We start from the raw sequence: 25,848 nt of genomic DNA on the forward strand, positions 1-25,848 counted from the left end.
AAAGGTCTCAAGGGGGATTTCAATTTTCGTATCAACAGTCAGGTTGGACATTACCCTGCCTCCCCGACCGACGGCATACCACGCCGCGCCCATTTCTCAATTCGCCCAACTATGAGATTGGAGAAAAGCGTGGTGAGCAGATAGAGCACCCCCGCAGCCATAAAGAACAGGAAATATGCTTTGGTCGTTCCTGCGGCTTGCCGGGTTTCCAGCGTCAATTCACTAAAACCGACAACAGCAAGTAACGCCGTATCCTTGGTGGCTATCAGCCAGAGATTGGCCAGACCTGGCAAAGCATAAGGCAGCATTGAGGGAAGCGTTATGCGGCGCATCATCAATATTGGAGACATGCCATAGGCGCGAGCTGCTTCTATCTCCCCATAAGGAATCGCCTTTATGGCACCGCGCAACACTTCGGTAGCATAGGCACCCTGCACGAAACCAAGCACGACTATGCCGGCCACCAAGCCGCTAATATCAATACGTTGATATCCGGCCATCTCAAGAATGCGATTGATAAGGTCGGTACCCGCATAATAGAGCAGCAGGATCAATACGAGTTCCGGCACTGCCCGGACGATGGTTGTGTAAATCCCGGCCAGATCCCGAACCAAGGGCGATCCATAAAGCTTCCCATATGCACCCAGAGTGCCGATTATCAGCCCCATACCAAATGCTCCCAATGCGATCTGCAGTGAGTGCATAAGCCCGCGGAGCAGATTACCACCCCAGCCGGGTGGGCTGGGAGAAAGCAATGTCAGCATCTGCGATAGTGTTTCAGGAATAATCGACACGTCGGCCAAGCCGTCCTCGATTCAGCGCTGTCAGCGCAGTTCTGCAAGAAAATCCGGGCGGGTCATACCCGCCCGGCCAAAGGCATATCAGCCACCATACATATCGAAGTTGAAATACTTCTTTGAGATTTCGTCATATTTGCCATTAGCGCGAATGCCTTTGATCGCGGCATTCATTTTTTCCTTGAGTGCCGTATCGCCTTTACGCAAACCAACACCGACGCCAGGTCCCAACACTTCGAGATCGTCGGCAACCTTGCCTTTGATTTCACAGCACGCCTTTCCGGCATCCGTTGCCGCAAAGGTTTCCAGTGCCAGCGCATCTGCCTGTGTCGCATCAATGCGTCCGGCCGCAAGATCCTGATTGGCCTCGTCCTGTGTCTGATATTCCTTGATCTCAGCTGCCGTGCCAGCGAAATGCTTTTTCACATAGACCTGGTGTACTGTCGAAACCTGCACACCGATAATCCTGTCTTTCAACCCTTCCGGCGTAGGCTCCATCTTGATGTCTTTTGAGCCCAGGATAACAGTCGGCGTGTTGTAATATTTATCCGAGAAATCGATTGTCTTTTCGCGTTCAGCCGTGATCGACATTGAAGCGGTGATAATGTCGATCTTCTTCGTTGTCAGCGCTGGAATGATGCCATCCCACGAGACCGGAGTAATAACACAATCCAGTTTCGCTTCTTCACAAAGCGCCATGGCAATGTCGACCTCCCAGCCCTGCCATTTGCCCGATGCGTCTGGCGAGGCGAATGGCGGATATGGCTCTGCCGCAATGCCAACCTTGATTGTTTCAGCATTTGCCACGCCCAATCCGGCCAGAATAACAAAGGCCGCAACTGTTGATTTCAATAGTGTCTTCATCATTATCTCCACTCTTGCTGTTCCCCGGGATTATTCCCCGTATTATTGATTCAGTTTATGAGACAGTTCGGATAAACTGTTTTAAACGTTCTGATTTTGGTGATCCGAACAAATCTTCCGGTGGTCCCTCTTCCTCGACAATGCCGTTGTGCAGGTACATGACATGGCTTGCCACTTCGCGCGCAAACTTCATCTCGTGCGTAACGAGAAGCATTGTCCGGCCTTCCTTGGCCAGATCCGCAATCACTTTCAGGACTTCGCCGACAAGTTCGGGATCAAGCGCTGAGGTTGGTTCGTCAAACAACATGACACGCGGCTGAATAGCCAACGCACGGGCAATAGCGCCGCGTTGCTGTTGGCCGCCGGACAGATAAGCAGGATAAACATCACGTTTGGCAGACAGCCCAACACGCTCAAGAAGTTGTTCGCCCACGGCAATCGCTTCATCGCGTTTCACGCCAAGCACATGCACTGGCACTTCGATGACGTTCTGCAACAGTGTCATATGCTGCCAGAGGTTGAAGTTTTGAAAGACCATTCCCAGACGGCTACGAATACGCTCGATCTGGCGGCGATTGGCAGGATATTGCCCACCCACCCCGTCGCTGACCATTTCAATGTCTTCGCCATTGATGCGTATAACGCCGCTTGTGGGGTTTTCGAGAAAATTGATGCAGCGCAGAAAGGTGGATTTGCCGGAACCGCTACCACCGATCAATGCAACGACATCGCCATCTCTGGCAGTCATGGAAACGCCCTTGAGTACCTCAAGCGAACCAAAGCGCTTATGTAAATTCCACACATGAATGGCTTCAGCCTGCTCAGCTGACTGCTGTTGGAGCGGGTCCGTTAAAACCGCATCGCTCACCGTCATGCGGGAGCTCCAGTCTGTCTTGGTCGTGCAGAATCACTCATGACAATCTCAATCCGCCTCTTTTGTCAGCACAGGTCTAATTTGCCTGAATTAACCGCATCACACCACTTGCGCTCTAATTATGCAAGCGTATAAATACGGGAAGTTGCAATATTTTGAGAGCATCCGGCATGAGCGCATTCGGTTCCCAATCCATGGCCCTTCCCTTGAAACGCGTCATCATGCGTCTGCCCGATCGCGTTATGGCCGGTGCCGAGCGCGATGTCTGGCACTATGGACCTCAGTTTGATCCACGCAAGGCGTCTGAGCAGCACAGTGTGTTTGCAGATCTGGTCGCAAAATCAGGTGCCGATATTACCTGGATTCGTGACGGCAATGACGGGCTTTCAGACTCCATCTTCACCCACGATCCATCGCTCGTAACCGACAAGGGTGCTGTTCTCTTGCGCATGGGTAAAAGTCTGCGGCTAGATGAAACCGATCTTCACGAGGAAACCTATCGCGAGATGAATGTGCCGGTCCTTGGCCGTATTGAAGCGCCGGGCACCGTCGAAGGTGGTGATTGCGTGTGGGTGGATAGCAAAACGCTTGCAGTCGGCCGTGGCGTTCGCACCAATCAGTCGGGTATTGATCAGCTTCGTGCGATTCTTGAGCCGCTAGGCATTGCTGTTCTGGGCTTTGACTTGCCACTTTGGCAGGGCGAGGAAGCCTGCTTGCATCTCATGTCGATCATTTCACCGCTCGCGGAAGATTTGGCGTTGGTCCATTTGCCTCTTTTGCCAGCCGCATTCTACCAGCTCCTGAAAGAGCGCGGCATTCGTCTCGTTGTGGCACCGGAAGAAGAGTTTGCGGCAAGCAATGGTCTTAATCTCAATGTCCTCCCCACCGCTCCTTACGAAGTAATAGCAGTGGCCGGATTTGAGAAGACCAAGGCCGCAATGGAAGCTGCCGGTTGCACCGTTACGACATTCGACGCGGATGCACTGTGCATCGCCTGTGAAGGCGGCCCTACTTGCCTCACCCGCCCTGTCTGGCGTCAATGAAAACACAGAGCGCCACACGCAAGAGCTTTCGCCGCGAGGGTGAAGACAAACGCCGCGAGGACCTTATCGCGGCAACGCTCGAATGTGTGGCGGAACGTGGACTTGCCGGTGCGACGGTGCGTGAAATTGCATTGCGTGCTGATGTTACTCCGGGGCTGATCCGTTATTATTTTCCGGTCAAAGATGATTTGATCGGCGCGGCGTACAGGGCGGTGATGAGTCGCATGACTGTGCAGGCTAGCGATGCGCTCAAGAACGCGGACTCGGACCCCCGCGCCCGTCTTAGTGCATTCGTGACCGCCAATCTGGGCACGCCTATCATGGACCCCCATAATCTGTCGCTCTGGGCCGGCTTTATCGGTCTCGTTCACGCAGATCCCGCAATGGCAGCTGCACACCGTGACGGCTATTTGGGGTTTCGCGATGAGCTGGAAGCGCTTATTCGTGACGCCTTGCTTGCCACCTCCAAGCCTGCCGACGGCTCGATAACAAGGCGATATGCTATAGCTATCAACGCCATCATCGACGGGTTATGGCTTGAAGGATGTTTGGCCGGCGATATTTTTGCCGACGGGGAGTTGGCGGAAACCGGCATTGCCGCTATCGAGGCGGTTCTTGGAATTTCACTTAGCACCAAAGGAGGCGCGATATGATGCGCTTTGCGTCTGTTACTGATCGTCTGGCCGGATTAGGCTCAGATAAATGGGCCGTGCATATGCGTGCGCGTGAGATGAAACACGCCGGTGCCAAGATCATCGAATTGACCATTGGTGAACCTGATATTCCTACTCCAACCGACATGATGGACGTGGCCGAAAGCGCGATGCGTTCGGGCCGCACCGGCTATTCGAATGGCCGCGGCGAGCCTGCGGTTCTTGCTGAACTGTCAAAAAAATATACCGCCCGCACTGGTCGGCAGATTAATCCGGATAATATCATGTGCTTTCCCGGCACACAGACAGCGCTCTCGCTGGTCATGCTGGGACTGGCTGAAGAAGGCGACGAGATTATCACCGGTGATCCCCTTTATGCGACTTATGACGGCGTGGTGCGCGCCACCGGCGCCACTCGTGTTTCAGTGCCGCTTCGTCCGGAAAAAGGTTTTCGCATGCAGGCGTCTGATCTTGAAAAGGTGATTACGCCAAACGCCAAAGTCCTCTTGCTCAATACGCCGCATAATCCAACTGGAGCTGTATTAAGCGAGAAGGAAGTTGCAGAAATTGGTGAAGTCTGCCGCAAGCACAATCTCTGGATCGTCTCCGACGAGGTGTACGAGCTGCTGATTTTCGACGGCAAATTCGCCTCTCCCTTGGATAGACCAGAGCTGGCGGACCGGACAGTTGCCGTCGCATCGATCTCCAAATCGCATGCGGCCCCCGGCTTCCGCAGTGGATGGTGTGTTGGACCAAAAGAGTTTACGCAAAAGCTATTGCCCTTGTCGGAATCGATCCTTTTTGGCGTTCAGCCATTCATCGCGGACATGACAGCCTATGCGCTCAGCCAACCGGCTGCTGCTGCTGCAATCATGAAGGCAAACTTTTTGCACCGCGCGCAAATGATTTCCGAGCGTCTCGATGGGGTAGCAGGAATCTCCGCCAAACCACCACAAGCTGGCATGTTCATTCTGGTCGACATCCGGGCAACAGGCCTTTCAGGGCAAGATTTTGCCATGCGCTTGCTGGAAGAAGAGCTTGTTGCTGTCATGCCGGGTGAATCCTTTGGCGAAAACCTTTCCGGCTATCTTCGCCTCAGCCTCAGCGTTGCTGAAGACAAGATTGACGCTGCTTGCGCCGGTATTGTCCGCCTCGCTTCCCGCTTGCAACAACGGAAATCCGCATGACCACTGTCGGTGAAGCTCTGGTTCAACTGCTCGAATCTTATGATGTCGACACGGTTTTCGGCATTCCTGGCGTCCATACGATAGAACTCTACCGTGGGCTTGCCGGATCCAAAATACGCCATATCACACCGCGCCACGAGCAAGGTGCTGGCTTTATGGCCGATGGTTACGCGCGGGCTACGGGCAAACCGGGCGTTGCATTTGTAATCACCGGCCCTGGTATCACCAACACGATCACGGCGATGGGACAGGCACGGGCGGACTCCATTCCGATGCTGGTCATTTCCGGGGTAAATCAGCGCGATTCGCTCGGCAAGGGCATGGGTTTTCTGCATGAACTGCCCAATCAACGCGCCATGTTGCAAACCGTCGCCATGTTCTCGCATCGCATTGAACAGCCGGACGAGCTTCCGATTGTTCTGGCAAGGGCTTTTGCCTTGTTCGCATCCCGACGGCCCGGCCCTGTTCACATCGAAATTCCGCTCGATATCATGGCCCTTCCGCTGGAAAATGCGTCACGCCTGCTCTCCGATGCTCCAATTCCACAGGCATCTACTGAGACAATGGTGGAATTAACCCGCCTGTGTCTCAATGCACAGCGTCCGGTACTCCTCATAGGCGGCGGCGCGAAAGCAGCTGCGGACGGTCTGGTAGAACTTTCCGAAAAGCTCGATGCACCGGTCGTCGCCACGACCAATGCACGCGGCATCATGCATGATCACCCTTTGCTTATCCCTGCCAGCCCCAGCCTTAAGGCAGTGCGGGAGCTTATCGCCGACAGTGACCTTGTGATTGCCATCGGCACAGAAATGGGTCCGACCGATTATGACATGTATGGCGACGGTGGCTTTCCCGAACTGACGCGCTTTGTCCGTATCGATATTGATGCGAGCCAGCTCGATCGCTGGCCGGCATTTCTGCCAATAGAAGCCTCAGCCAAGGAAACGGTCGAGAAATTGGCTGGCGCATTGCCGGAACGTCGCAATGCTCAATCCGGTGAAGATCGCGCACGCAAGGCCCGCGAGAGTGCATGGGCTGACATTGATACCCGCACACAAGGCCAAGTGCGGTTTTTGAATACACTGCGCGATACGTTGCCCAATTCATTGATCGTGGGTGATTCCACCCAGACCATCTATTCCGGCAATATGTATTACGACCACGACCGCGTAGGCGGCTGGTTCAATGCAGCTACAGGCTTTGGCGCGCTTGGCTTCGGTCCTCCCGCAGCAATTGGTGCGGCATTAGGCAAGCCGGACACCACGACGATTTGTATTGTCGGCGATGGCGGGTTTCAGTTTGTTCTCGGCGAACTTGGCGCTGCAATTGACGAACAGGTCCCCGTTATCTTCATCGTCTGGAACAATCAGGGCTATCAAGAAATCGAACGCGCAATGGTTGAGGTCAATATCAATCCGGTTGGTGTCCGCCCCTCGGCTCCAGATTATATCAAGATCGCTGAAGCCTATGGTCTGCCTTCAAAGCGGCTCAGCAACATCAATGAGCTGCCTTCCGCTCTTTTAGCGGCAAAAGAGAGCGAAAAGCCCTATCTAATTGAAATAGATGAAAAACTGGTTGGCTGAAGGATGTCCTACCAGCCAACCCGATTTGCCTATGGCCTATGGATTGTTTTGACTTCCAGAAAATCCTCAAGCCCGAATTTTCCACCCTCGCGCCCGTTACCGGATTGCTTGTAGCCACCAAACGGGCTGCCATAGCGATGGGGACCACCATTGATATGCACCATTCCCGCCTTGAGGCGTGACGCAACCCGTTCCGCCCGCTTTGCATCTCCCGTCTGCACATAGGCCGCAAGGCCATAGGGCGTGTCATTGGCAATCGCGATAGCTTCTTCTTCCGTGTCGAACGGGATTAGCGCCAGAACCGGACCGAACACTTCTTCCTTGGCGATGCGCATGTCATTATTCACATCGGCAAAAATGGTTGGTTGCACGAAATAGCCGGTCTCATATCCTTTCGGCTTGCCAGCGCCGCCAACCAATACACGAGCGCCTTCTGCAATACCGGCCTCGATCAGACTTTGGACGCGGCCATACTGAACATTGCTGACAAGCGGGCCGATATGGTCGCCCTCCTCTTCCGGATTGCCAACGCGCGCTTGCTTTCCGGTTTCTTCCGCAATTTTCACAACCTTGTCATAGACCGAGCGCTGCACGAGCATACGCGTCGGCGCATCACATGATTGACCGCTATTGTTGAAGCACTCAAACACGCTACTGGAAACCCGGTCTTCAAGGTCTGCATCCTCAAATACAATATTGGGAGATTTGCCCCCCAGTTCCAGCGTGACACGCTTTACGGTATCTGCCGCATCCTTGCTGACGGCGATGCCAGCGCGCGTGGAACCGGTGAATGACATCATGTCGACGTCCTTGTGCTTTGAAAGCGCAGCACCGACTGAAGGCCCATCACCATTGATGAGATTGAAAGTTCCGGCCGGAAATCCTGCCTCATGCACCATTTCCGCATAGAGCATCGCATTAAGCGGCGTGAACTCACTTGGTTTCAATACGCAAGTGCTGCCTGTCGCCAGAGCTGGAATGACCTTCAATGCAATTTGATTCACCGGCCAGTTCCATGGCGTAATCAGCCCGCAAACGCCGATTGGCTCACGTACCAGCAGGTCGCCATTGGGCAAATCCTCTCGCATATGAATGCTCTTGAGGGCATCTATAAAGCCCTGAAGATGTCCCACACCAACATCGGCCTGCTGCTGCGTGCTCATTGTAATCGGAGCGCCCAGTTCCAGCGTGATCGTCCGTGCCATCTCATCATAACGACGTCGGTAAACTGCCAGCAGTTTTTCGAGTAACGCCAGCCGTTCCTCTACCGACGTCCGGCTGTAACTTTCAAAGGCATTCTTTGCCGCTGCGACTGCACGATCAACATCCGCCGCAGTCCCCATTGAAATAACGGCAATCGGCTTTTCCGTTGCCGGATTAAGCACTTCCAGATCATTTGGTTGCAGCGGATCGACCCATTCACCATTGATATAGAATTTGCGTTTGTCGAGCATAGATCATCCTCCTGCTAACCGAACTTTTCTCCATTCTGACCATCAATCAGACGATGGCAAGGCCCGCTGTGGCTGAATATATTTGATGTCGCAGACAATATACGACTTGCCGCATCCAAGCTTCTTGGCTGTGTGTTGCGGTACTATCCTCGCCCTATGGTTCATTCCTGCATCGAGCACGTGCAATCACAACCGGGCGCTGCTCACAGCATCCGGTCAATGGCGAATGCCCATAATTTCCAAGCCAGAATTCAAATAAAAAATGAAGGGGTACTTTGATGAAATCACTCTTATTGAGCAGCGTTATGGGATTGGCGCTACTCGGCGCGGTCAGCAACGTATCCGCTGCGGAATGCGGCGATGTCACCATTGCCAGCATGAACTGGCAGTCGGCGGAGGTTCTCGCTAATCTCGACAAGATCATCCTCAATGCTGGCTATGGGTGCAACGCAGACGTTGTGCAAGGCGACACTATTCCAACCCTCACTTCCATGACGGAAAAGGGACAGCCGGACATTGCGCCCGAAGGTTGGATCGATTTCATGCGCGATATCATGGACAAGGCCGTAGCTGACGGCAAACTTGTCTATGCTTCCAAGTCGCTATCGGATGGTGGCGTGCAGGGTTGGTGGATTCCAAAATATTTGGCTGACGCTCATCCCGATATTAAAACAATCGATGATGCGCTTAAGCATCCGGAACTTTTCCCCGCTCCCGAAGACAAGACAAAAGGCGCGGTATTCAACGGACCTCCCGGCTGGGGCGGTACTGTGGCAACCGCCCAGTTCTTCAAGGCCTATGATGCCGAAAAGAAAGGCTTCACGCTCGTGGACACGGGATCGGCCGCCGGTCTTGATGGCTCACTGGCTAAAGCATATGAACGCAAGGAAGGTTGGGTCGGATATTACTGGGAGCCAACGGCCCTTCTTGGCAAATATGCGATGGTCAAACTGGATCATGGCGTGAAATTTGATGCTGCCGAATGGAAGCGCTGCAACACGGTTGCCGATTGTCCTGACCCGAAGAAAAATGATTGGGAAATCGCCGAGGTCGACACAGTCGTTACCAAGAAGTTCAGCGAAAATGCCGGCCCCATCATGGATTATTTGAAAGCCCGCTCCTGGGACAACAAAACGGTCAACGAACTGCTCGCCTGGATGACAGACAATCAGGCGACAGGCGAAGATGGTGCAAAGCACTTCCTGAAGAACAATGAAGCGATCTGGACCAAATGGGTCAGCGCTGAAGTTGCCGAAAAGGTAAAAGCTGAAATCAACTAACCCAGAAAATAAGGGGCAGCGGCTTGGTCGCTGCCCTCCATTCTAGGGTCCGGACCCTAAAAGCGTGTTGCGTAACGCAGGCCGTCATAGATCGCCGCATGAATGTTGCGGGCATGAACGGCATCGCCAATGCGCAAAAGATCGAATTGCCCTTCCGAACGAACCGGGAAAATCGCTCCGCCATTGACCAGCCTGTCATAATCGACCGCACCACCATTGCGCGAAAGCGGCTTCAATTCGCGGTAGAGATCGTCGATGGGCAATGTGCCATGCTCGACAACCACCTGGTCGACCGTTCTTTCTTCCCGATAGTCTGGTGCGTAATCAGAGCCCAATATGGCGATGAGTTGATTGCCAAGGCGCTTAACCGACAACAGCCGAGTATTGATCGTCACGCGCACGCCTTGCTGTTGAAACACGCGCATATAGGGCACGTGATTCATGCCTCCCATCTCTGGCGCGAAAAAGCGCTCAGGACTAACCAGCTCCAGCTTTGAACCACCTTGCGCGATGACTTCAGCCGCACTCATACCTTGGTGCCCGCCATTATCGTCGTAGAGCAGGACATTTTCACCGGGTTTCACGGATCCAGCCAAAATATCCCAGCTCGACGTAACCAGATCGTCCCCGGCAGCAAGTGGCGGGTTCTGTGGCAGTCCACCCGTTGCGATAACGACAATATCCGGATCAAGAGATATAATATCATTAGCCTCAGCCCATATATTGTATTGCAGCGGAACACCGAGGCGCTCAAGCTCGGCAAGACGCCAATCAACAATGCCGATCATTTCCTTACGGCGGGGGTTTTTTGAAGCCAACATCACTTGGCCGCCCGCTTTATCAGCAGCCTCGAGTATTTCGACCCTGTGGCCAGCCTCAGCTGCAACGCGTGCCACTTCAAGTCCTGCGGGACCTGCTCCTACGACAACCACCGACTTGCTTTGGCTGGCTTTGGAAATCATATGCGGCATTGAAATCTCGCGGCCTGTTGCAGCATTGTGAATACACAACGCCTCTCCGCCCTCGTAAATGCGATCAAGGCAATAGGTCGCTCCAACACACGGCCTTATACGATGTTCTTCGCCTGCCATTATTTTACGTACGATATGCGGGTCAGCGATATGAGCACGTGTCATCCCCACCATATCCAGCTTACCTTCGGCAACCGCATGTCTGGCAGTGGCAACATCGGCAATTCTGGCCGCATGAAACACAGGAAACTTTGTCGCCTCGCGAACATCTCCGGCAAAATCGAGATGCGGGGAAGAGCGCATGCCCTGAATGGGAATCACTTCATTCAGCGCCGCATCCGTATCGATATGACCACGAATAATATTCAGAAAATCAAACTTTCCCGATGCTGCGATACGCCGGGCAATCTCCATACCTTCCTGTTTTGAAAGCCCCTGCTCCCAATCTTCATCCGCAACCATGCGAATGCCGACGATGAAATCCGGTCCGACAGCTTTGCGTACAGCATCGATCACCGACCATGTAAAACGCAGACGATTATCCAGCGAACCGCCATATTCGTCTTCTCGTTTATTCGTGGCGGGCGACCAAAAACCATCCATAAGATGTCCATATGCCTCGAACTCAATGCCATCCAATCCGGCTGCCTGCATGCGCTGCGCCGCAGAAGCATAATCCATGATGATCCGTTCAATATCCCAGTCCTCGGCCTCTTTGGGAAAAGCGCGGTGGGCTGGCTCGCGTATGGGTGATGCTGATATGACGGGCAGCCAATCGGCCTTGTTCCAGCTGGTGCGGCGGCCAAGATGTGTAAGCTGTATCATCACGGCAGCACCGTGCTCATGACAATCATCTGTCAATTCGCGCAACCACGGCACGATTTCATCGTTATAGGCGTGCAGATTACCGAAAGCAGGCGGCGATTCCCGCGACACGACAGCCGAACCAGCGGTCATCGTCAGCGCAATGCCGCCCTTTGCCTTTTCCGTATGATAAAGCCTGTACCGCTGCTTCGGCATGCCATCTTCTGAATAGGCAGGCTCATGACTGGTCGACATGATGCGGTTTTTAAGCCGCAAATGTTTCAGCTGATAGGGTTGCAAAAGCGGATCATCATGTGACGGCAATGGACCAGTCCCCTTTTATTTGGGTTCATCCTAATCCAGCAATCGGCCTATGAGTTTCTTGCCCGCGACCTCTTTTGACACGCATCCGCCGCAGCACCAACACTTTGACACCCGCGAAGCAGCACAAAATGTGGAGGCTTCAGGGCCACACTCCAAGTGGGAACAGTTGCCACGAGCATTTAGAAATTTAATCTCCTCATGGAATTGCCGTGATTTTCGGTATATAGCCAGCGCCACTACCCTCGCTTTAAATGACAGAAAGACGCGCTTCCATATGACTATAGCGAATTCGCAAAAGATAACGGCCTGGGAAGACATAACCAGCGCCGTCGGCAATTTTCGGCTTGCAGCACTATTAGGTTGGCAGGATGTCGCTCAACGTTATCGACGATCAAGTGTGGGCGCCTTTTGGCTAACCATCAATATGGGCGTGTTAATCGCAGCTCTTGGCCTGGTTTTCGGCACAATCTTCCGGTCCCCGATGTCGGAGTTTCTGCCCTTCATCTGCGTGGGCCTGATTATGTGGGGATACTATTCTCAGCTCATCAACGAAGGCTGTGTCAGTTTCATATCAAACTCCGACACGATGTTGCAGTTGCCCCTGCCATTCTTCACATATATTCTCAGAACCTGGTGGCGAAACTCCATAATCCTCTTCCACAATATCATAATTCTTCCGGTCATCCTTTTAATATTCGGAAAATTCTTTGGATGGGAAGCGCTTCTAGTGATTCCAGGATTCGCACTCGTTTCGATAAATCTGCTCTGGATGATGGTAATCCTGTCAATAGTCTGCACCCGTTATCGCGACCTGACGCAAATCATACAAAACATCATGCAAGTGGGAATGTATGTTACCCCCATCATGTGGCAACCGCATCAACTGCCTGCCGATAAATCGCTACTCATTTTGGACTTCAATCCCTTCTATCACCTCATCAGCGTCATACGTGAGCCGTTGCTCGGAAGTACCGGTAGCGCATTAAACTGGGGCGTTGTGTCCGCCATGGCTGTCATAGGTTGGGCAGTTGCGATGTTATTCCTGAACCGGTTTCGCTCACGCGTGACGTACTGGCTCTAATCAGAACTATGAATGAAATTGTGAAGGTAAACATGACTTCCATGTCTCTTGAAGATGTTACTGTAGATTTCCCTATTTATAACGCGAGAAGCAGATCACTTAAGAACCAGGTTATGAGCCTGGCAACCGGGGGGACAATCGGCTCGAACTCGGAAGGACATGTTGTCATTCGAGGCTTGGATTCGATAAATATAAGCCTCAAAGAAGGCGATCGGCTTGGACTTATCGGCCACAACGGCTCAGGAAAAACCACACTTTTGCGGGTGATGAGCGGTGTATATTACCCTTCGGGTGGCCGCATATCTATCAACGGCAAATGCACGTCTTTAATTAATATTTCGCTGGGTATCGATCCTGAGGCAACTGGCAGGGAAAATATCGGCATACGCGGGGCGCTTCTTGGCTTCTCAAAAAAACAAATGGCCGAGAAGCAAAATGAGATCGAAGAGTTTTCCGAATTAGGAAGCTTTCTGGATATGCCCGTCAGGACATACTCGACAGGTATGCAATTGCGACTAGCGTTCTCGATTTCTACAGTCATCAAGCCCGAAATATTGATCATGGACGAGTGGCTCGCTGCAGGAGACGAGAGTTTTCAAAACAAGGCAAACGAGCGGTTGCGGGGACTCGTCAACGAGACGAAAATTCTTATCATTGCTAGTCACTCTCGGGAACTTCTCCTTAAAAATTGCACCCGGATTGTTTGGTTGGAACACGGAAAGATAAAGATGGATGGGGATTCACAAACTGTTGCAGACGCTTACTTTGGCCATCAGTGATTGGAGCACACCAATAGTCCATATGTTCGCGCATTACCGGTAATAGGATGAATTCTTTGCAAGGAATTTCCGGGCACATTCGACGCGCAACAAATGTGCTGCATTTCGCCGGCAGAAAACTGTTAGAATCTGTTCGCATCTTTGGCATACGAAAAACCTTGTTGAGGATTTTCGGGTTCGCAATAAATGGCACATTATGGTCCCTAATTGCAAAAAGACGGGCGTCGCTTTTGTCCTCGGCTACCGATGAAAGCAAAGCCGCCCTGTCAACGTTTTATCCTGTGTCGGAAGGCCCCAGCGCATCTGAATTCATGACTCGGCGCGTTTTAATAGTTGCGGAAATGTCCATTCCCCAATGCAAAAAATATCGGGTGGACCAAAAAGCCGAATTGTTTGCCGAACTTGATATTGAAACCAAGATTGTCAATTGGACGGACTTCGACAAAGTCCGAAACCTTCTTCAGAGCTACCCGATAGTAATATTTTATAGAGTGCCTGCGGTGCCGGATGTCATCTTACTGGCGAACGAGTGTAAGCGCCTCGGGATACGAACATTTTGGGAAGTTGATGACCTAATCTTCGATCCGGAAGGCTATTCGTCCAATACGAATTTACAGCGTTTAGATTCTCACATCCGAAACAGCCTGTTGGACGGGATGAAGCTATATCGCGAGGCGCTACTTCTCTGCGATGAAGGAATAGGATCGACGAAAGTCATTGCCCAAGTGATGACCGAAACTACGGGCAGACCGGCATACGTTATCGAAAACGCGTTGGATGCTGACACCATAAGAATAGCAGAAAATATCCGCGACAAGGTTACAAAACGGGTGCCCTTCGAAGACGGGGTAACCATCGTCTATGGTTCCGGCACAAAAACTCATGATGTCGACTTTTTGTCTGCCAGTGAAGCTATTTATAACGTTCTTGCGAAGCGTGCCAACGCCAAGCTCCGCATCATCGGCGAGTTGAACATCGAATCCAGATTTGGCAGGTTTGCCCATAGGATCGAGCGAATCCCGTTCACTACCTTCGAAGGCTATTTAGAGAGTATCGCCAGTGCAGATATTTCAATTGCCCCGTTAGAAAAAAGCGTTTTCAACGACGCGAAAAGCAACATTAAGTTTCTTGAGGCGTCGATTGTGGGGCTTCCGACTGTATGCTCACCCGCCGAAGCCTTCTCTTCTGTTATCGTCGACGGTGAAACTGGCCTTCTAGCCTCAAGTCCAACTGAATGGGAACAAGCCCTGCTCTCGCTCGTGGATGATCCTGTAAGAGCTTCTCAGATTGGTGAAAATGCCTATCGCATGGTCCGCCAGATATACGCGCCGGAAAACATCGCAAACCAGCAATTGGCCTCACTTGTATCGACCTTTGCCAGTCCCAATCCAAATGTTACAAGAATACTTCTTGCGAATATTTACTTCTCCCCTCAATCGTATGGAGGAGCGACCATAGTTGTTGAGGAGATTGCGCAACGTTTCGCAGCTAACAAAAATGTTGAAGTTTACATATTCACATCTTGGTCAAATACCAGTGCAGGCGACTACGACCTAGTGCGATATAGCGCCAAGGGAGCCACAGTTTTTGCCGCAAAGGTGCCAATAGTCCGAAGCCGTCTTATGGATATCAAGGACTATACAATGGGCCAGGTTTTCAAAGAGGTCCTGAAATCTATCAAACCTGACATCGTACAACTGCATTCAATCCAAACTCTGGGCGTTGAGTTGGCAACCGTTTGTAACGATTTTGATATCCCATATACGGTTACCCTTCACGATGCATGGTGGCTTTGTGAGCGGCAGTTCATGGTGACCGGTGACAACAAGTTCTGTAATCAACAATGGATTGATCCCCAAATCTGCTCCAGCTGCGTTCAGGACAGCCAATTTAACAGAGATCGCAGCGCAATTGTCTTGGAGTGTCTCCACCGAGCGGATGGGATAATCTCGCCAAGCGCTTATTTCAAAGAACTTCACATCCAAAATGGATTTGAGCCCGAGCGAATTTCGGTAAATAAAAACGGAATAAAAAAACCACTTCAAACTTATAAGCGCCACCCATCTGACCGCATTAGATTTGGCTACGTCGGGGGAGCTACTCCGATTAAAGGTTATGAATTGGTTCGAAAGGCTTTTTCGGACTTACCACCATGCAACGTTGAGCTGGTGCTTGTAGACAATACCCTTAATCAAGGCCGTAGCACGGTGGATTTAGAAGGACTAAACGCTTCGAATCCGGTGCGTGTAGTTCCGGCCTACACCCAAGAAACAATCGATGAGTTCTTTTCCCAAATAGACGTTCTTCTATTTCCGTCACAATGGAAAGAAAGCTTCGGACTAACCGTTCGAGAAGCACTGATACGCGATGTCTGGGTGATTGTAACTGAAGCCGGGGGAGCAACTGAAGACATAGTTCCTGGAGAAAATGGCGACATTATCCCCATTTCAAATAACAGTATCCATTTGAAAAACGCCATGGAAAACGTCATTCAGAAGCGAGAATTTCTCAAAACCTATTCCAATCCCTATAAGGATAATATTCAAAGTTTCGACAACCAGGCTGCTGAGTTGTTTGGGTATCTCGAAAACGTTATAGCGCGCCACAAGATGAAAGTTGCTTGAGCCAGCAAATCTACAGTTTCTCTCTACGCTTGATGCGTTGAGAGGTGCCGGCAGGCAACCAAAAACTAAAAATAGGGGACTTCGCCATGCCTAAGAGCAATAACTTAAGTGACGCTGAACAAACTGTCGAAGAAATTATCGAGCTTCCGTTCGATGGCGAGCGATATATACCCGGCATGGGCGGACGAATCGCGGCGGAGCACTTAGCCCGCTACGCATTTGCGACCCAATTTATACGCGGGAAAGCAGTGTTGGACATTGCATCTGGCGAAGGATATGGCACCGCCATTATGGCCGAGAAGGCAAAAAACATCATTGGCATGGACGTTGCCGCCAACGCGATTGCCTATGCGAAACGCAAATACGCGAAAATTCGCAATGTTCAATTTGAAGTTGGCGATCTTGCGCATTTGCCTTTCGATACAGACACATTTGACGTAATCGTCTGCTTTGAAACAGTAGAACATGTCGATGACCCGCTTGCCGCAATCAATGAATTGCAGCGAGTGCTGAAGAGCAACGGCTTGTTGATAATATCCACTCCAAATAAGGAGAATTATAGCGATCGCTTCAACTATGATAATCCATATCATCTGAAAGAATTAGCATTTTCCGAATTCCAGAACGCGCTAAACAATACGTTTAAGCACACCAAATTGTTTGGCCAATTTTCGGGAGCATCCTCGCACGTCGTTGAAATCGACAGCCATGGAGAATGGAAAATGCCAAACAACGACTTTAAGATGACTTATGCAGACGTCCCGAAATGGACGGAAAGATTTGACGGCGTCACCGCTACTCCAATGTACTTTCTAGCAGTTTGCTCGAATACAACCATCGATTCTAACGTTGAGAATTACGGATTTTTTGATGCAAGCGACTGGCAGGTAATTGATGAGGAGTTCCTTCTCCGCAAAACTCAAAATGATTTAGACACATGTGCTAACGATCTAAAAGAGCGCGATACACGGCTTGAAACAACCACCCAAGATCTTCACAGTCATAAGGTGGAAGTCAACTCACTGCGGTCCTCGCTGCAATTAGCGCAAGAAGAGCACGAAAAGCTTGCCAATGCTCTTGAGACCACTCGATTAGAAAATGAAACCAGATTGGCTCGTATAAATAGATTGTCAGATGCGCTCGATAGCTTGAGAGAGCAACTTCACAACGTTCATTCCAGCACGACATGGCGGCTTGCAATTCGGTTCAATAGCCTCATCAACAGAATCCCATTTTTGAAGGGAGCTGCAAAGTTCCTCGCAAGGTTAATCGTTCCTCGTCAATGATATCAGCAATTCACGTGCTGAACTGGTGGATATGAATTAAAGTTTGACAGGCGTTAAAGTGCCCTTCAATACAGCTCAAGTTGTTGTAATCAGAAGCTGAGATTCATGATCAAGCCTATCGCCTTTTACCTTCCGCAGTTCCACCCTGTAAAAGAAAACTCAGAGTGGTGGGGCGCGGGTTTTACGGAATGGACCAACGTTGCCAAGGCAAAACCGAATTATGAGGGGCATTACCAACCGCAAATACCGAAGGATCTGGGTTTTTATGACCTCCGTATGCCGGAAACTTTGGCCGCTCAAGCGGCGCTCGCCAAAGAATACGGCATATACGGGTTCTGTTTCTACTATTACTGGTTTTCTGGCCGTCGTATCCTTGAAAAACCGATTGATACTTTTATAAAAAACAAAATCGATATGCCCTTTTGTTTTTGCTGGGCAAACGAAAATTGGACAAAGCGGTGGGATGGCGGCAACAATGAGGTTTTGCTGTCTAACGAACACAGTGTAGAGAATGACAATCGCATCATTGATGACATCATCCCCACCATGCAGGATGATCGGTATATTCGTTATGACGGATTGCCCCTCATAATCGTTTATCGTCCGGACATACTCGCGGATTCTAAGAAAACTTTTGCACATTGGCGGAAACAGGCGAAAGCTGCCGGACTTCCGGGCTTATTCATAGCGTCTGTAGCCTTTTATGATATTTTTCATCCTTCCGACTGGGGATGTGATGCGCTTGTAGAATTTCCGCCGCACCAGTATCTACAAAATTCGTTTGCTTCTGATATGCCGAAATTCACTAATCCTGAGTTTCGCGGCAACATAATGGACTATAGAGCGGTGATGTCCACATCCATCGATCGTGTTCACAATGACTTTTTATTTTTTCATGGAACTATGCCTTCTTGGGACAACACAGCGAGGAGGCAAAACGACCCATTTATATTCAAAAACTCTTCGCCCGAATTATTTGAGTTTTGGCTACGCAATCAAAGTGTGAAGACACTTGAGGATACTCAAAATAAAGAAAAGTTTGTCTTTATCAATGCATGGAACGAGTGGGCGGAAGGCGCCCATTTGGAGCCATGTTTGAAGTATGGCCACCAACATTTGGAAGCGGTTCGACGTGGTGCCGACGTAGAGAGATATACCACAAACATACCTGCTCACGATACAACTATGGGGGCATTAGCTGCTATAAAATCCTATGACATCGCTAACTTTAGATACCTGACGGGTGTAGAAAGCGAATACAAGGCTGCCTTGAGCGAGATACAATCTCTTAGAGCCCGTCGTATCGAAACCGATGTTCCGCTCGCCTGGGTGATTGCAAACAAACTGAAAAATCGTCCTCTATTTTATAGAGCAGCTCGGATCCTATATCGCATGATACGTAAAATCAGAGGGCGGTGATATGGCTGTGAATGCAATCATTGCCCATTTCGATCCTTATAGCGAGCGATCGAAAAATTGGCACAAATTGTTGACTGCGATCAGGCCCCACGTCCAAAAAGCTGTGGTCGTTTCAACAGGGATATCACAACAAGATTCAGAGACCGCCAAGCAGCTAGGTTTTTCCGTCATAGCCCGTGACAATGTGGGTTACGATTTCATGAGCTATGCGGTCGGCTTCGATGTTCTTCAAGGAGACGCTAGAGCCGACAAAATTCTATTTACAAACGATAGCTACTTTATTTCCGATGAGGAGAAGTTCACCGACAGTTTGTCGAAGCTGTTATCTGCAAAAGATGGTGCGGCATTTTTGACCTGTTCGTCACAAATCATTAGGCACGGACAAAGCTATTTATTCGCTATCGACCGAAAGGTTTTTTCACAGCGATTATTCCATGAATTTCTAAGTGGCGTGCGACCGCAACCCACACGCCTAAGCGTTATTTTTGCTTACGAAATTGGTCTAACGCACTGTCTGAATGATCTGAATGTGTCATTTTCGTCGCTTGTCGATACAAGCGGCCTCTCCGGTCGTATCTCGAGTGAACAGCGCAAAAGAGGTATCAACCCTACCCATGATTACGCTGAAGAGATTGAGGATCGTTGCGGAATTGTAAAATATGAACGCCTGGTCAAGAATCCGTTGCGGCTAGCCGAAACGCCGCGCATGGCCGCAATCGCATTAGCAGCTGCTACAACAGCAGCCAGAGCGCCCATGCAGGTGTCACAGCTAGAGCCGCCGGCAGTTGTCATTTGTCATTGCCACTACGAAGAGGTAGTGGACGAACTAATATTAAAACTCGAACGCTTGCCCGATGGCTGTGAAATCCATGTCACATCGTCAAATCCGTCCGTACTCTCCGCATTTAAGACGAGATGGAAGCGAAAGAAAGTTTATTTGAACGTATTAGCAACAGAGAACAAAGGTCGAGATGTATTACCATTCTTCGTTGCTCTTCGGCTTCTGGGATTAGCTGACAACATTCCTATCCTCAAGATACATGGCAAACGTAGCCTTTATTCACCACTCGGCGAGAAGTGGCGTAAGGATCTCTTGGATCAATTACTTCCAGATTTCGGCGGTATTAACGATATTATTCGGCAATTTGAAACCTCCCCTAAATTGGCAATGATTGGCGCTCAAGGATCTTACGTCAGCGACCTCGGATATTGGGGAGCAAACGAAAGACGAGTATGCGAGTTTATGGAGCGCGGAGGTTATGCCACCCCTACCTCAGACGATCTAGGCTTTTACGCGGGAACAATGTTTTGGATTCGCTCCCAATGTGCGAACGAAATTTTGGAGTCTGTGGACTTTGCGCAATTCGAAAGCGAGGGTGGTGAGCGGGATGGCACTTACGGCCATGTTTTGGAGCGCGCCATACCGATGGCACTGCACTCCCAAGGCTGGACATTGCTGGAAGCAGGCTGTGAAAAAGAGCTATCGCCGGAATTAGCCAGGGAAAGGAAGCTTGAGTACTTCTGATATTTCTTGGCTTTGGAAGTAGATGGAAAGTAGGCGGCGACATCCACAGCATCAATACATTGCAAATTACCATTGCCGACTTGCCCTTGGCGCCGCAGGGCAGCGCACCAATGAAAAACAAACCAGCACAATACAAGGCGGTTAATCTTGCCGTCGGCAGTCGAGATAGCGTCTTGCCGCTTTACCTCTACGTTCTGGTCAAGCCTCGCATTCAAGTCGATTGTATTGCAACAGCAGAGGTTAGAAAGCACTTTTTCCAAACACCAACCTGTGTTAGCGGTCATTTAGGGGGAGAAACCAAATTGATCATAGACCGCACACTATCCAGAGTAGAGCAAGTCTTTCAAAACATTGACCAACGGAGCATGGTCGGCCTCGAAATCGGCGCGTTGGACAATCCAATTGCCAGGCCAGCTGCTGGCCAAGTTTTTTATGCTGACTACTGCTCTACGGCGGATTTGCGACGAAATCACGTAAACACGCCAACGGTGGACATCAATAGTATTGTTGATGTTGATTTCGTGACAAATGGTGGCTATTTGCGAGATGTTGTGCCGGACAGTTTGAAGTTTGACTATGTGATTGCATCCCACGTAATCGAACATGTCCCTGACATTATTTCCTGGCTTCAGGATATTGGACATGTTTTGAAACCAGGCGGCATCTTGTCACTGATTGTTCCTAATAAGGAGCATACTTTCGACAGCAGACGTTCCATTTCTGAACAAAAGGACTTTTTCGCAGCCAATATACTACGTCAAACGAAGCCATCACCGATTCAGGTGTTCGATTACTATCGCTGGCACGAGAGAAACGGCTCCCTTGTTCACACGCTTGAATATTCGATTGAAATGGCAAGAAAATCTATTAGCGATTATGTCGATGCTCATTGCTGGGTCTTCACAACAGAGACTTTTTATGACGAAATCCAGACTCTCATTGACGAAAACCTTATTCCTTACAACCTAGGTGTAGTCACGAAAACGCCTCCGGGTGAGATTGATATGTTTGCTCAACTTGTGCGGACCTAGATATTGTCGACTTGATTGAGTTGTCGCCAATTGCGCTTCCTTTGGATTTCTCCCATTAGCCCGAGATAGGCAGGAATCAGCAGTCATTTATAATGCGCTGTATGATGTTGCAAAAACGCAAGCCGCTCTCAATTCTAAGTTTATCTACACACCGGGATGAACTTTATAGTTGTATTTATTGCAACCTCACATCATAGCTTTCGCAGGATTTATGTGAAAGATCAAAGATGATAATCTCTCATTCAAAGAAGTTTTGCATGCTTCTGCCATGGAAAACAGCAAGCCAAACCATGGTTGCCAGACTTTCTGGTTACAACGAGAGTCCATACAGCGCTTTTTTCAGTTTCAACCCCACTTTGAATAGAATTGTCCACCAGCACATGACATGTGCAGATTTTGCCTGTTTACCGGAAAGCAAGTTAAACTATTTCATTGGGTCTTTCGTTCGAAACCCTTATGATCGTGTCTATTCGGGATTTCGTCAGCTGCAGGAAGACATTCGAACGCAGCCTTCATATAGTTATGCAGCAGAGTGGATCAGAACGCTGGTCATGAAACAATTGGACGAGAATCACCGACAGCTTCAGGCGGCAGACTTTGACTTCGACAAGTGGCTAGCCAGCGTGACTGAGGATCAAATTTACGAGATTGGATATAACACCAATTTCCCACTGCATCCCGGCCACTATTGGACCCATATAAACCAAACACAATTTGCGAACTTTATCGGCCGCGTCGAACACTTTGAAAAAGACTTTTCTGATTTTTGTTCGAAGGTGGGCATAGTAACAGAGGCGCGCAACGCAAACGTTGTAGATTTGGAGGGGGCAGCTTCTGAAAATCCATTCAGCTATCGATACATTAACCGAATGGACAAGAAATCTATTGAAAAGATCAACTCCCTGTTTTTCCGTGACTTTGAATTATTTGGGTACGACCGTCTGCCTTGTTAAAAAATGCCGCTGACCTCGATATCTATCCCAGCCGCCGTTTTCCTTATCTCGATTGTAGCGACGGTGATTATAGCCGATCGATTCACCGTATGGATTGAGGCCTATATTGCTGCAGGCGTTGCAAGCCTCGCCAAGTCTGTGCGACAGACCACATGCACAAAAAGCAATACGGCGCCCGATGGGCGCCGTATTCTGCTTTATAATCAAATACTTGGAAAAGTATATGGTGCGGTCGAGAAGACTCGAACTTCCACGTCTTGCGACACAGCGACCTCAACGCTGCGCGTCTACCAATTCCGCCACGACCGCACTGTGGTAGAAGCCGAACATGTCGGCTTGGCGCTAGTAGCAAATAGGTTTCCGGGAAACAAGCCCTATCACGCTTTATCTCAGATAGTTTTTCATAAACTTGTCAAAAAGCCGCTCTTGTCGCATCCCACTGGAAATAACCCGCGAAAAAGTCCATATGCGCGGGACCCATCCTTGATCTCCGCGCGCGGAGCATGACAGGCAGTCTTAATTGGAATTATCCGCTCTATGAAGTCCAGCCGCGATGAACTCGCTCCCGCCTTTTTACCCCTCGAGGGATCATCGCCGGTGGCATGGGCAGTTGCCGACGGCCTCACTGATTATGATTTCGCCCTCGCCTTCATGGAAGAACGCGTCGCAGCCATCAGAGATGGAACAGCGTCCGAACTGGTCTGGTTCGTCGAGCATCCACCGCTTTACACGGCCGGCACAAGCGCCAAGGAGGTAGACCTGCTGGCAACCGACCGCTTCCCGGTCTATGCAACCGGTCGTGGCGGCGAATATACTTATCACGGACCTGGCCAGCGCGTGGTTTATGTCATGCTGGACCTGAAAAAGCGGCGCGAAGATATCCGTGCATTCGTGACAGCGCTCGAACAATGGATCATTTTCACGCTCGCTTCATTCAATGTGAAGGGCGAACGGCGTGAAGATCGCGTCGGCGTTTGGGTGAGCAGACCGGAACGCCCAGCGCTGGCAGATGGCTCGCCTGCGGAAGACAAAATCGCCGCCATTGGCATTCGTTTGCGTAAATGGGTCAGTTTTCACGGCATCTCCATCAACGTCGAGCCGGAGCTGTCACATTTTGACGGAATTGTTCCGTGTGGCGTGCGCGGCCATGGCGTCACCAGCCTTGTTGATCTGGGGTTGCCGGTCGAAATGTATGATCTCGACCGCGCGCTGCTAGAATCTTTTGAAAGCGTCTTTGGCCCTATCGAGCCGGCTTAGTCAAACTCCATAATGACAGCGTCCACGGCAAGGCTGTCGCCCTGCTTTGCATTGATCACGGAGACGGTCAGATCGCGCTCGGCGCGCAACACATTCTCCATCTTCATGGCTTCAACGATAGCAAGTGTTTCGCCCGCCTTGACCTCCTGCCCAGCACTCACATTTACCGAGACGAGCAATCCCGGCATAGGACAAAGCAACAATTTTGACGTGTCCGGCGGAATCTTGACCGGCATCAGCTTTTCCAGCGCCGCAACATGCTTTTGCATGGGATGGGCGATGACCGACATGCCCTTCCAGTCAATTCGCATACCGTTGGAAACGGGGCGCAACTGGGCTTTGACAGGGCGCTCGTTGACATAGCCATCCCAAACGGCCTCCCCCGGACGCCAATCGCTACGAACGGTGACAAAGTCCCCACCCCGCAAGGAGAGTTCAAGCTTGACGGGAGGTTTGGCTGCGCTGCTGCGAATAATCACCGGCACATAATCGTCACCAATCCGCACCTCCCATTCCGCGTGAATCCTGCCGGAATGCGGGCGCAGGCGGTCACCCAGACGGTCCAGGCGCTCTTTGCGTACAAGCTCGGCAGAAAGTCCAATTGCCGCCAGAACATCAAGGTCATCTACGGTTGGGGATATCGGCTGGAACCCGTCCGGAAATTCCTCGGCGATAAAAGCCGTTGAAAGCCTGCCTTCCCTCCAGCGGGGGTGCTGCATCAGCGCCGCGAGAAATGGAATATTATGCTCAATTCCGTCGACGACAAAATTGTCGAGCGCATCGGCCATCGCATCGACAGCTTCCAGCCGTGTCGGTGCCCAGGTGCAAAGCTTTGCCACCATAGGATCATAGAACATCGAAATTTCGGACCCTTCCGTCACGCCCGTATCATTCCGGATGACAGCTTTGCCCACAGGACCCTCCAGCGGCGGACGATACCGCGTCAGCCGCCCGATTGATGGCAGAAAATTACGATATGGATCTTCTGCATAAAGACGGCTTTCAACGGCCCATCCATTGAGCTTCACCTCGTTTTGCTTGATTGCAAGCTTTTCCCCAGCGGCAATGCGGATCATCTGTTCAACCAGATCGATGCCGGTAATCAGCTCAGTTACAGGATGCTCCACCTGCAAGCGTGTATTCATCTCAAGGAAATAAAAGTTGCGGTCCTTGTCTACGATAAATTCGACGGTGCCGGCGCTCTGATAATCAACGGCTTTGGACAGCGCCACAGCCTGTTCGCCCATTGCTTTGCGAGTTGCCTCATCCAAAAATGGTGATGGTGCCTCTTCGACGACCTTCTGGTTGCGCCGTTGTACGGAACATTCCCGTTCGCCAAGATAAATGCAATTGCCAAAGCTATCTGCAAGAACCTGAATTTCGATGTGGCGCGGATCGACAATGAACTTTTCGATGAAGATGCGATCATCTCCGAAGGAATTACGCGCTTCCGAGGTCGCGCGTTCAAATCCGTCGCGCACTTCAGCCTTGTTCCAGGCTATGCGCATGCCCTTACCGCCGCCGCCAGCGGAAGCCTTGATCATGACGGGATAGCCGATTTCTCCGGCGATCCGTTCAGCATGTGCAACGTCAATAATCACATCGGGTGAACCGGGCACAGTGCTGACCTTTGCCTCATTGGCAAATTTTTTCGATTCGATTTTGTCGCCCATCGCGATGATCGCGCGGGGCTTCGGACCAATGAATATAATGCCCTGCTTTTCCAGCTCTTCGCAAAAAGAGGCGCGTTCGGAAAGAAAGCCATAACCGGGATGGACAGCCTCTGCCCCGGTTTCCTTGCAAGCAGCGATAATCTTTTCAGGGACGAGATAGCTTTCGGATGCCGCAGCTGGTCCGATATGCACGGCCTCATCCGCCATCTCAACATGCACAGCATCACGATCAGCGTCAGAATAGACCGCTACTGTTGCAATTCCCATTTTCCGTGCAGACTTGATAACGCGGCACGCAATCTCACCACGATTGGCAATCAGAATTTTTTTAAACACTTAGACCTCCCAACAGATCTTTGTTTCTATTGTGAAACACAACTTTGCTC

Annotated in this window: 20 protein-coding genes and 1 tRNA gene; 14 read left to right on the forward strand and 7 right to left on the reverse strand. The window is 50.7% G+C overall.

Translation table 11 applies throughout. The features are described from left to right. Nucleotides 1-50: 50 nt before the first annotated feature. The 3 genes from QFZ34_RS21480 to QFZ34_RS21490 all read right to left on the reverse strand — a co-directional run bounded on the left by QFZ34_RS21480 (nucleotide 51) and on the right by QFZ34_RS21490 (nucleotide 2,535). Entirely contained in the window at nucleotides 51-764 is a 714-nt protein-coding gene (locus QFZ34_RS21480) for an ABC transporter permease (RefSeq protein ID WP_307286551.1), read from the reverse strand. 117 nt (nucleotides 765-881) lie between these two features. Next, on the reverse strand, nucleotides 882-1,664 hold the full coding sequence (locus QFZ34_RS21485) for a transporter substrate-binding domain-containing protein (protein WP_370878825.1): 783 nt from the start codon (nucleotides 1,662-1,664) through the stop codon (nucleotides 882-884). Nucleotides 1,665-1,716: 52 nt separating this feature from the next. Beyond that, nucleotides 1,717-2,535 carry an ABC transporter ATP-binding protein gene (locus tag QFZ34_RS21490; protein WP_307285348.1) on the reverse strand — a complete coding sequence of 273 codons (819 nt, stop codon included), beginning with the start codon at nucleotides 2,533-2,535 and terminating at the stop codon, nucleotides 1,717-1,719. Nucleotides 2,536-2,705: 170 nt separating this feature from the next. Between QFZ34_RS21490 and QFZ34_RS21495 the strand changes: the two genes are divergently transcribed. Genes QFZ34_RS21495 through QFZ34_RS21510 form a run of 4 tightly spaced genes read left to right on the forward strand, consistent with a single transcriptional unit; the run spans nucleotide 2,706 to nucleotide 7,001 of the window. Next, on the forward strand, nucleotides 2,706-3,578 hold the full coding sequence (locus tag QFZ34_RS21495; protein ID WP_307285351.1) for a dimethylarginine dimethylaminohydrolase family protein: 873 nt from the start codon (nucleotides 2,706-2,708) through the stop codon (nucleotides 3,576-3,578). Beyond that, a complete protein-coding gene (locus tag QFZ34_RS21500) occupies nucleotides 3,575-4,231 on the forward strand; it encodes a TetR/AcrR family transcriptional regulator (protein WP_115052952.1) in 657 nt (218 codons plus the stop codon). Before QFZ34_RS21495 ends, QFZ34_RS21500 begins: the two co-directional genes overlap by 4 nt. Continuing rightward, nucleotides 4,231-5,418 carry a pyridoxal phosphate-dependent aminotransferase gene (locus QFZ34_RS21505; RefSeq protein WP_307286555.1) on the forward strand — a complete coding sequence of 396 codons (1,188 nt, stop codon included), beginning with the start codon at nucleotides 4,231-4,233 and terminating at the stop codon, nucleotides 5,416-5,418. The genes QFZ34_RS21500 and QFZ34_RS21505 overlap by 1 nt, the downstream gene beginning before the upstream one ends. After that, nucleotides 5,415-7,001, forward strand: coding sequence for a 5-guanidino-2-oxopentanoate decarboxylase (locus tag QFZ34_RS21510; RefSeq protein ID WP_307285355.1), 1,587 nt, complete (start codon nucleotides 5,415-5,417; stop codon nucleotides 6,999-7,001). The genes QFZ34_RS21505 and QFZ34_RS21510 overlap by 4 nt, the downstream gene beginning before the upstream one ends. Before the next feature lie 29 nt (nucleotides 7,002-7,030). On the opposite strand, the gene QFZ34_RS21515 is transcribed toward QFZ34_RS21510, so the two are convergent. Continuing rightward, nucleotides 7,031-8,455, reverse strand: coding sequence for an aldehyde dehydrogenase family protein (locus QFZ34_RS21515; protein WP_307285358.1), 1,425 nt, complete (start codon nucleotides 8,453-8,455; stop codon nucleotides 7,031-7,033). Nucleotides 8,456-8,733: 278 nt separating this feature from the next. Between QFZ34_RS21515 and QFZ34_RS21520 the strand changes: the two genes are divergently transcribed. After that, nucleotides 8,734-9,735 carry an ABC transporter substrate-binding protein gene (locus tag QFZ34_RS21520; protein ID WP_307285360.1) on the forward strand — a complete coding sequence of 334 codons (1,002 nt, stop codon included), beginning with the start codon at nucleotides 8,734-8,736 and terminating at the stop codon, nucleotides 9,733-9,735. A 56-nt stretch (nucleotides 9,736-9,791) separates the two neighbouring features. On the opposite strand, the gene QFZ34_RS21525 is transcribed toward QFZ34_RS21520, so the two are convergent. Further along, complete coding sequence (locus tag QFZ34_RS21525; RefSeq protein ID WP_307285363.1) at nucleotides 9,792-11,834, reverse strand: NADH:flavin oxidoreductase; 2,043 nt, start codon at nucleotides 11,832-11,834, stop codon at nucleotides 9,792-9,794. Nucleotides 11,835-11,883: 49 nt separating this feature from the next. Here QFZ34_RS21525 and QFZ34_RS21530 point away from each other — a divergent pair, with 49 nt between their 5' ends. From QFZ34_RS21530 to QFZ34_RS21565, 8 genes are all read left to right on the forward strand, one after another. After that, nucleotides 11,884-12,915 (forward strand): ABC transporter permease, encoded by a 1,032-nt coding sequence (locus QFZ34_RS21530; protein ID WP_307285366.1) that lies wholly within the window; start codon nucleotides 11,884-11,886, stop codon nucleotides 12,913-12,915. 32 nt (nucleotides 12,916-12,947) lie between these two features. Then, nucleotides 12,948-13,694 carry an ABC transporter ATP-binding protein gene (locus QFZ34_RS21535; RefSeq protein WP_115053288.1) on the forward strand — a complete coding sequence of 249 codons (747 nt, stop codon included), beginning with the start codon at nucleotides 12,948-12,950 and terminating at the stop codon, nucleotides 13,692-13,694. A gap of 56 nt (nucleotides 13,695-13,750) precedes the next feature. Continuing rightward, nucleotides 13,751-16,318 carry a glycosyltransferase gene (locus QFZ34_RS21540; protein WP_307285369.1) on the forward strand — a complete coding sequence of 856 codons (2,568 nt, stop codon included), beginning with the start codon at nucleotides 13,751-13,753 and terminating at the stop codon, nucleotides 16,316-16,318. 86 nt (nucleotides 16,319-16,404) lie between these two features. Then, nucleotides 16,405-17,604, forward strand: a complete 1,200-nt coding sequence (locus QFZ34_RS21545; protein ID WP_307285372.1) for a class I SAM-dependent methyltransferase — start codon at nucleotides 16,405-16,407, stop codon at nucleotides 17,602-17,604. A 105-nt stretch (nucleotides 17,605-17,709) separates the two neighbouring features. Beyond that, a complete protein-coding gene (locus tag QFZ34_RS21550) occupies nucleotides 17,710-19,023 on the forward strand; it encodes a glycosyltransferase WbsX family protein (RefSeq protein WP_307285375.1) in 1,314 nt (437 codons plus the stop codon). A 1-nt stretch (nucleotide 19,024) separates the two neighbouring features. Next, on the forward strand, nucleotides 19,025-20,548 hold the full coding sequence (locus tag QFZ34_RS21555) for a rhamnan synthesis F family protein (RefSeq protein WP_307285378.1): 1,524 nt from the start codon (nucleotides 19,025-19,027) through the stop codon (nucleotides 20,546-20,548). 59 nt (nucleotides 20,549-20,607) lie between these two features. Continuing rightward, complete coding sequence (locus QFZ34_RS21560; protein ID WP_307285380.1) at nucleotides 20,608-21,579, forward strand: methyltransferase domain-containing protein; 972 nt, start codon at nucleotides 20,608-20,610, stop codon at nucleotides 21,577-21,579. A 257-nt stretch (nucleotides 21,580-21,836) separates the two neighbouring features. Continuing rightward, complete coding sequence (locus tag QFZ34_RS21565; protein ID WP_307285383.1) at nucleotides 21,837-22,532, forward strand: sulfotransferase family 2 domain-containing protein; 696 nt, start codon at nucleotides 21,837-21,839, stop codon at nucleotides 22,530-22,532. Nucleotides 22,533-22,756: 224 nt separating this feature from the next. On the opposite strand, the gene QFZ34_RS21570 is transcribed toward QFZ34_RS21565, so the two are convergent. After that, nucleotides 22,757-22,841 (reverse strand) — tRNA-Leu (locus tag QFZ34_RS21570). A 228-nt stretch (nucleotides 22,842-23,069) separates the two neighbouring features. Here QFZ34_RS21570 and lipB point away from each other — a divergent pair. Then, nucleotides 23,070-23,789 carry a lipoyl(octanoyl) transferase LipB gene (lipB, locus tag QFZ34_RS21575; RefSeq protein WP_307285386.1) on the forward strand — a complete coding sequence of 240 codons (720 nt, stop codon included), beginning with the start codon at nucleotides 23,070-23,072 and terminating at the stop codon, nucleotides 23,787-23,789. On the opposite strand, the gene QFZ34_RS21580 is transcribed toward lipB, so the two are convergent. Further along, entirely contained in the window at nucleotides 23,786-25,798 is a 2,013-nt protein-coding gene (locus QFZ34_RS21580) for an acetyl-CoA carboxylase biotin carboxylase subunit (RefSeq protein ID WP_307285390.1), read from the reverse strand. The genes lipB and QFZ34_RS21580 overlap by 4 nt on opposite strands. Nucleotides 25,799-25,848: the final 50 nt, after the last annotated feature.

Origin of the sequence: Phyllobacterium ifriqiyense (assembly GCF_030817885.1) — a bacterium.
Taxonomy (GTDB): domain Bacteria; phylum Pseudomonadota; class Alphaproteobacteria; order Rhizobiales; family Rhizobiaceae; genus Phyllobacterium; species Phyllobacterium ifriqiyense.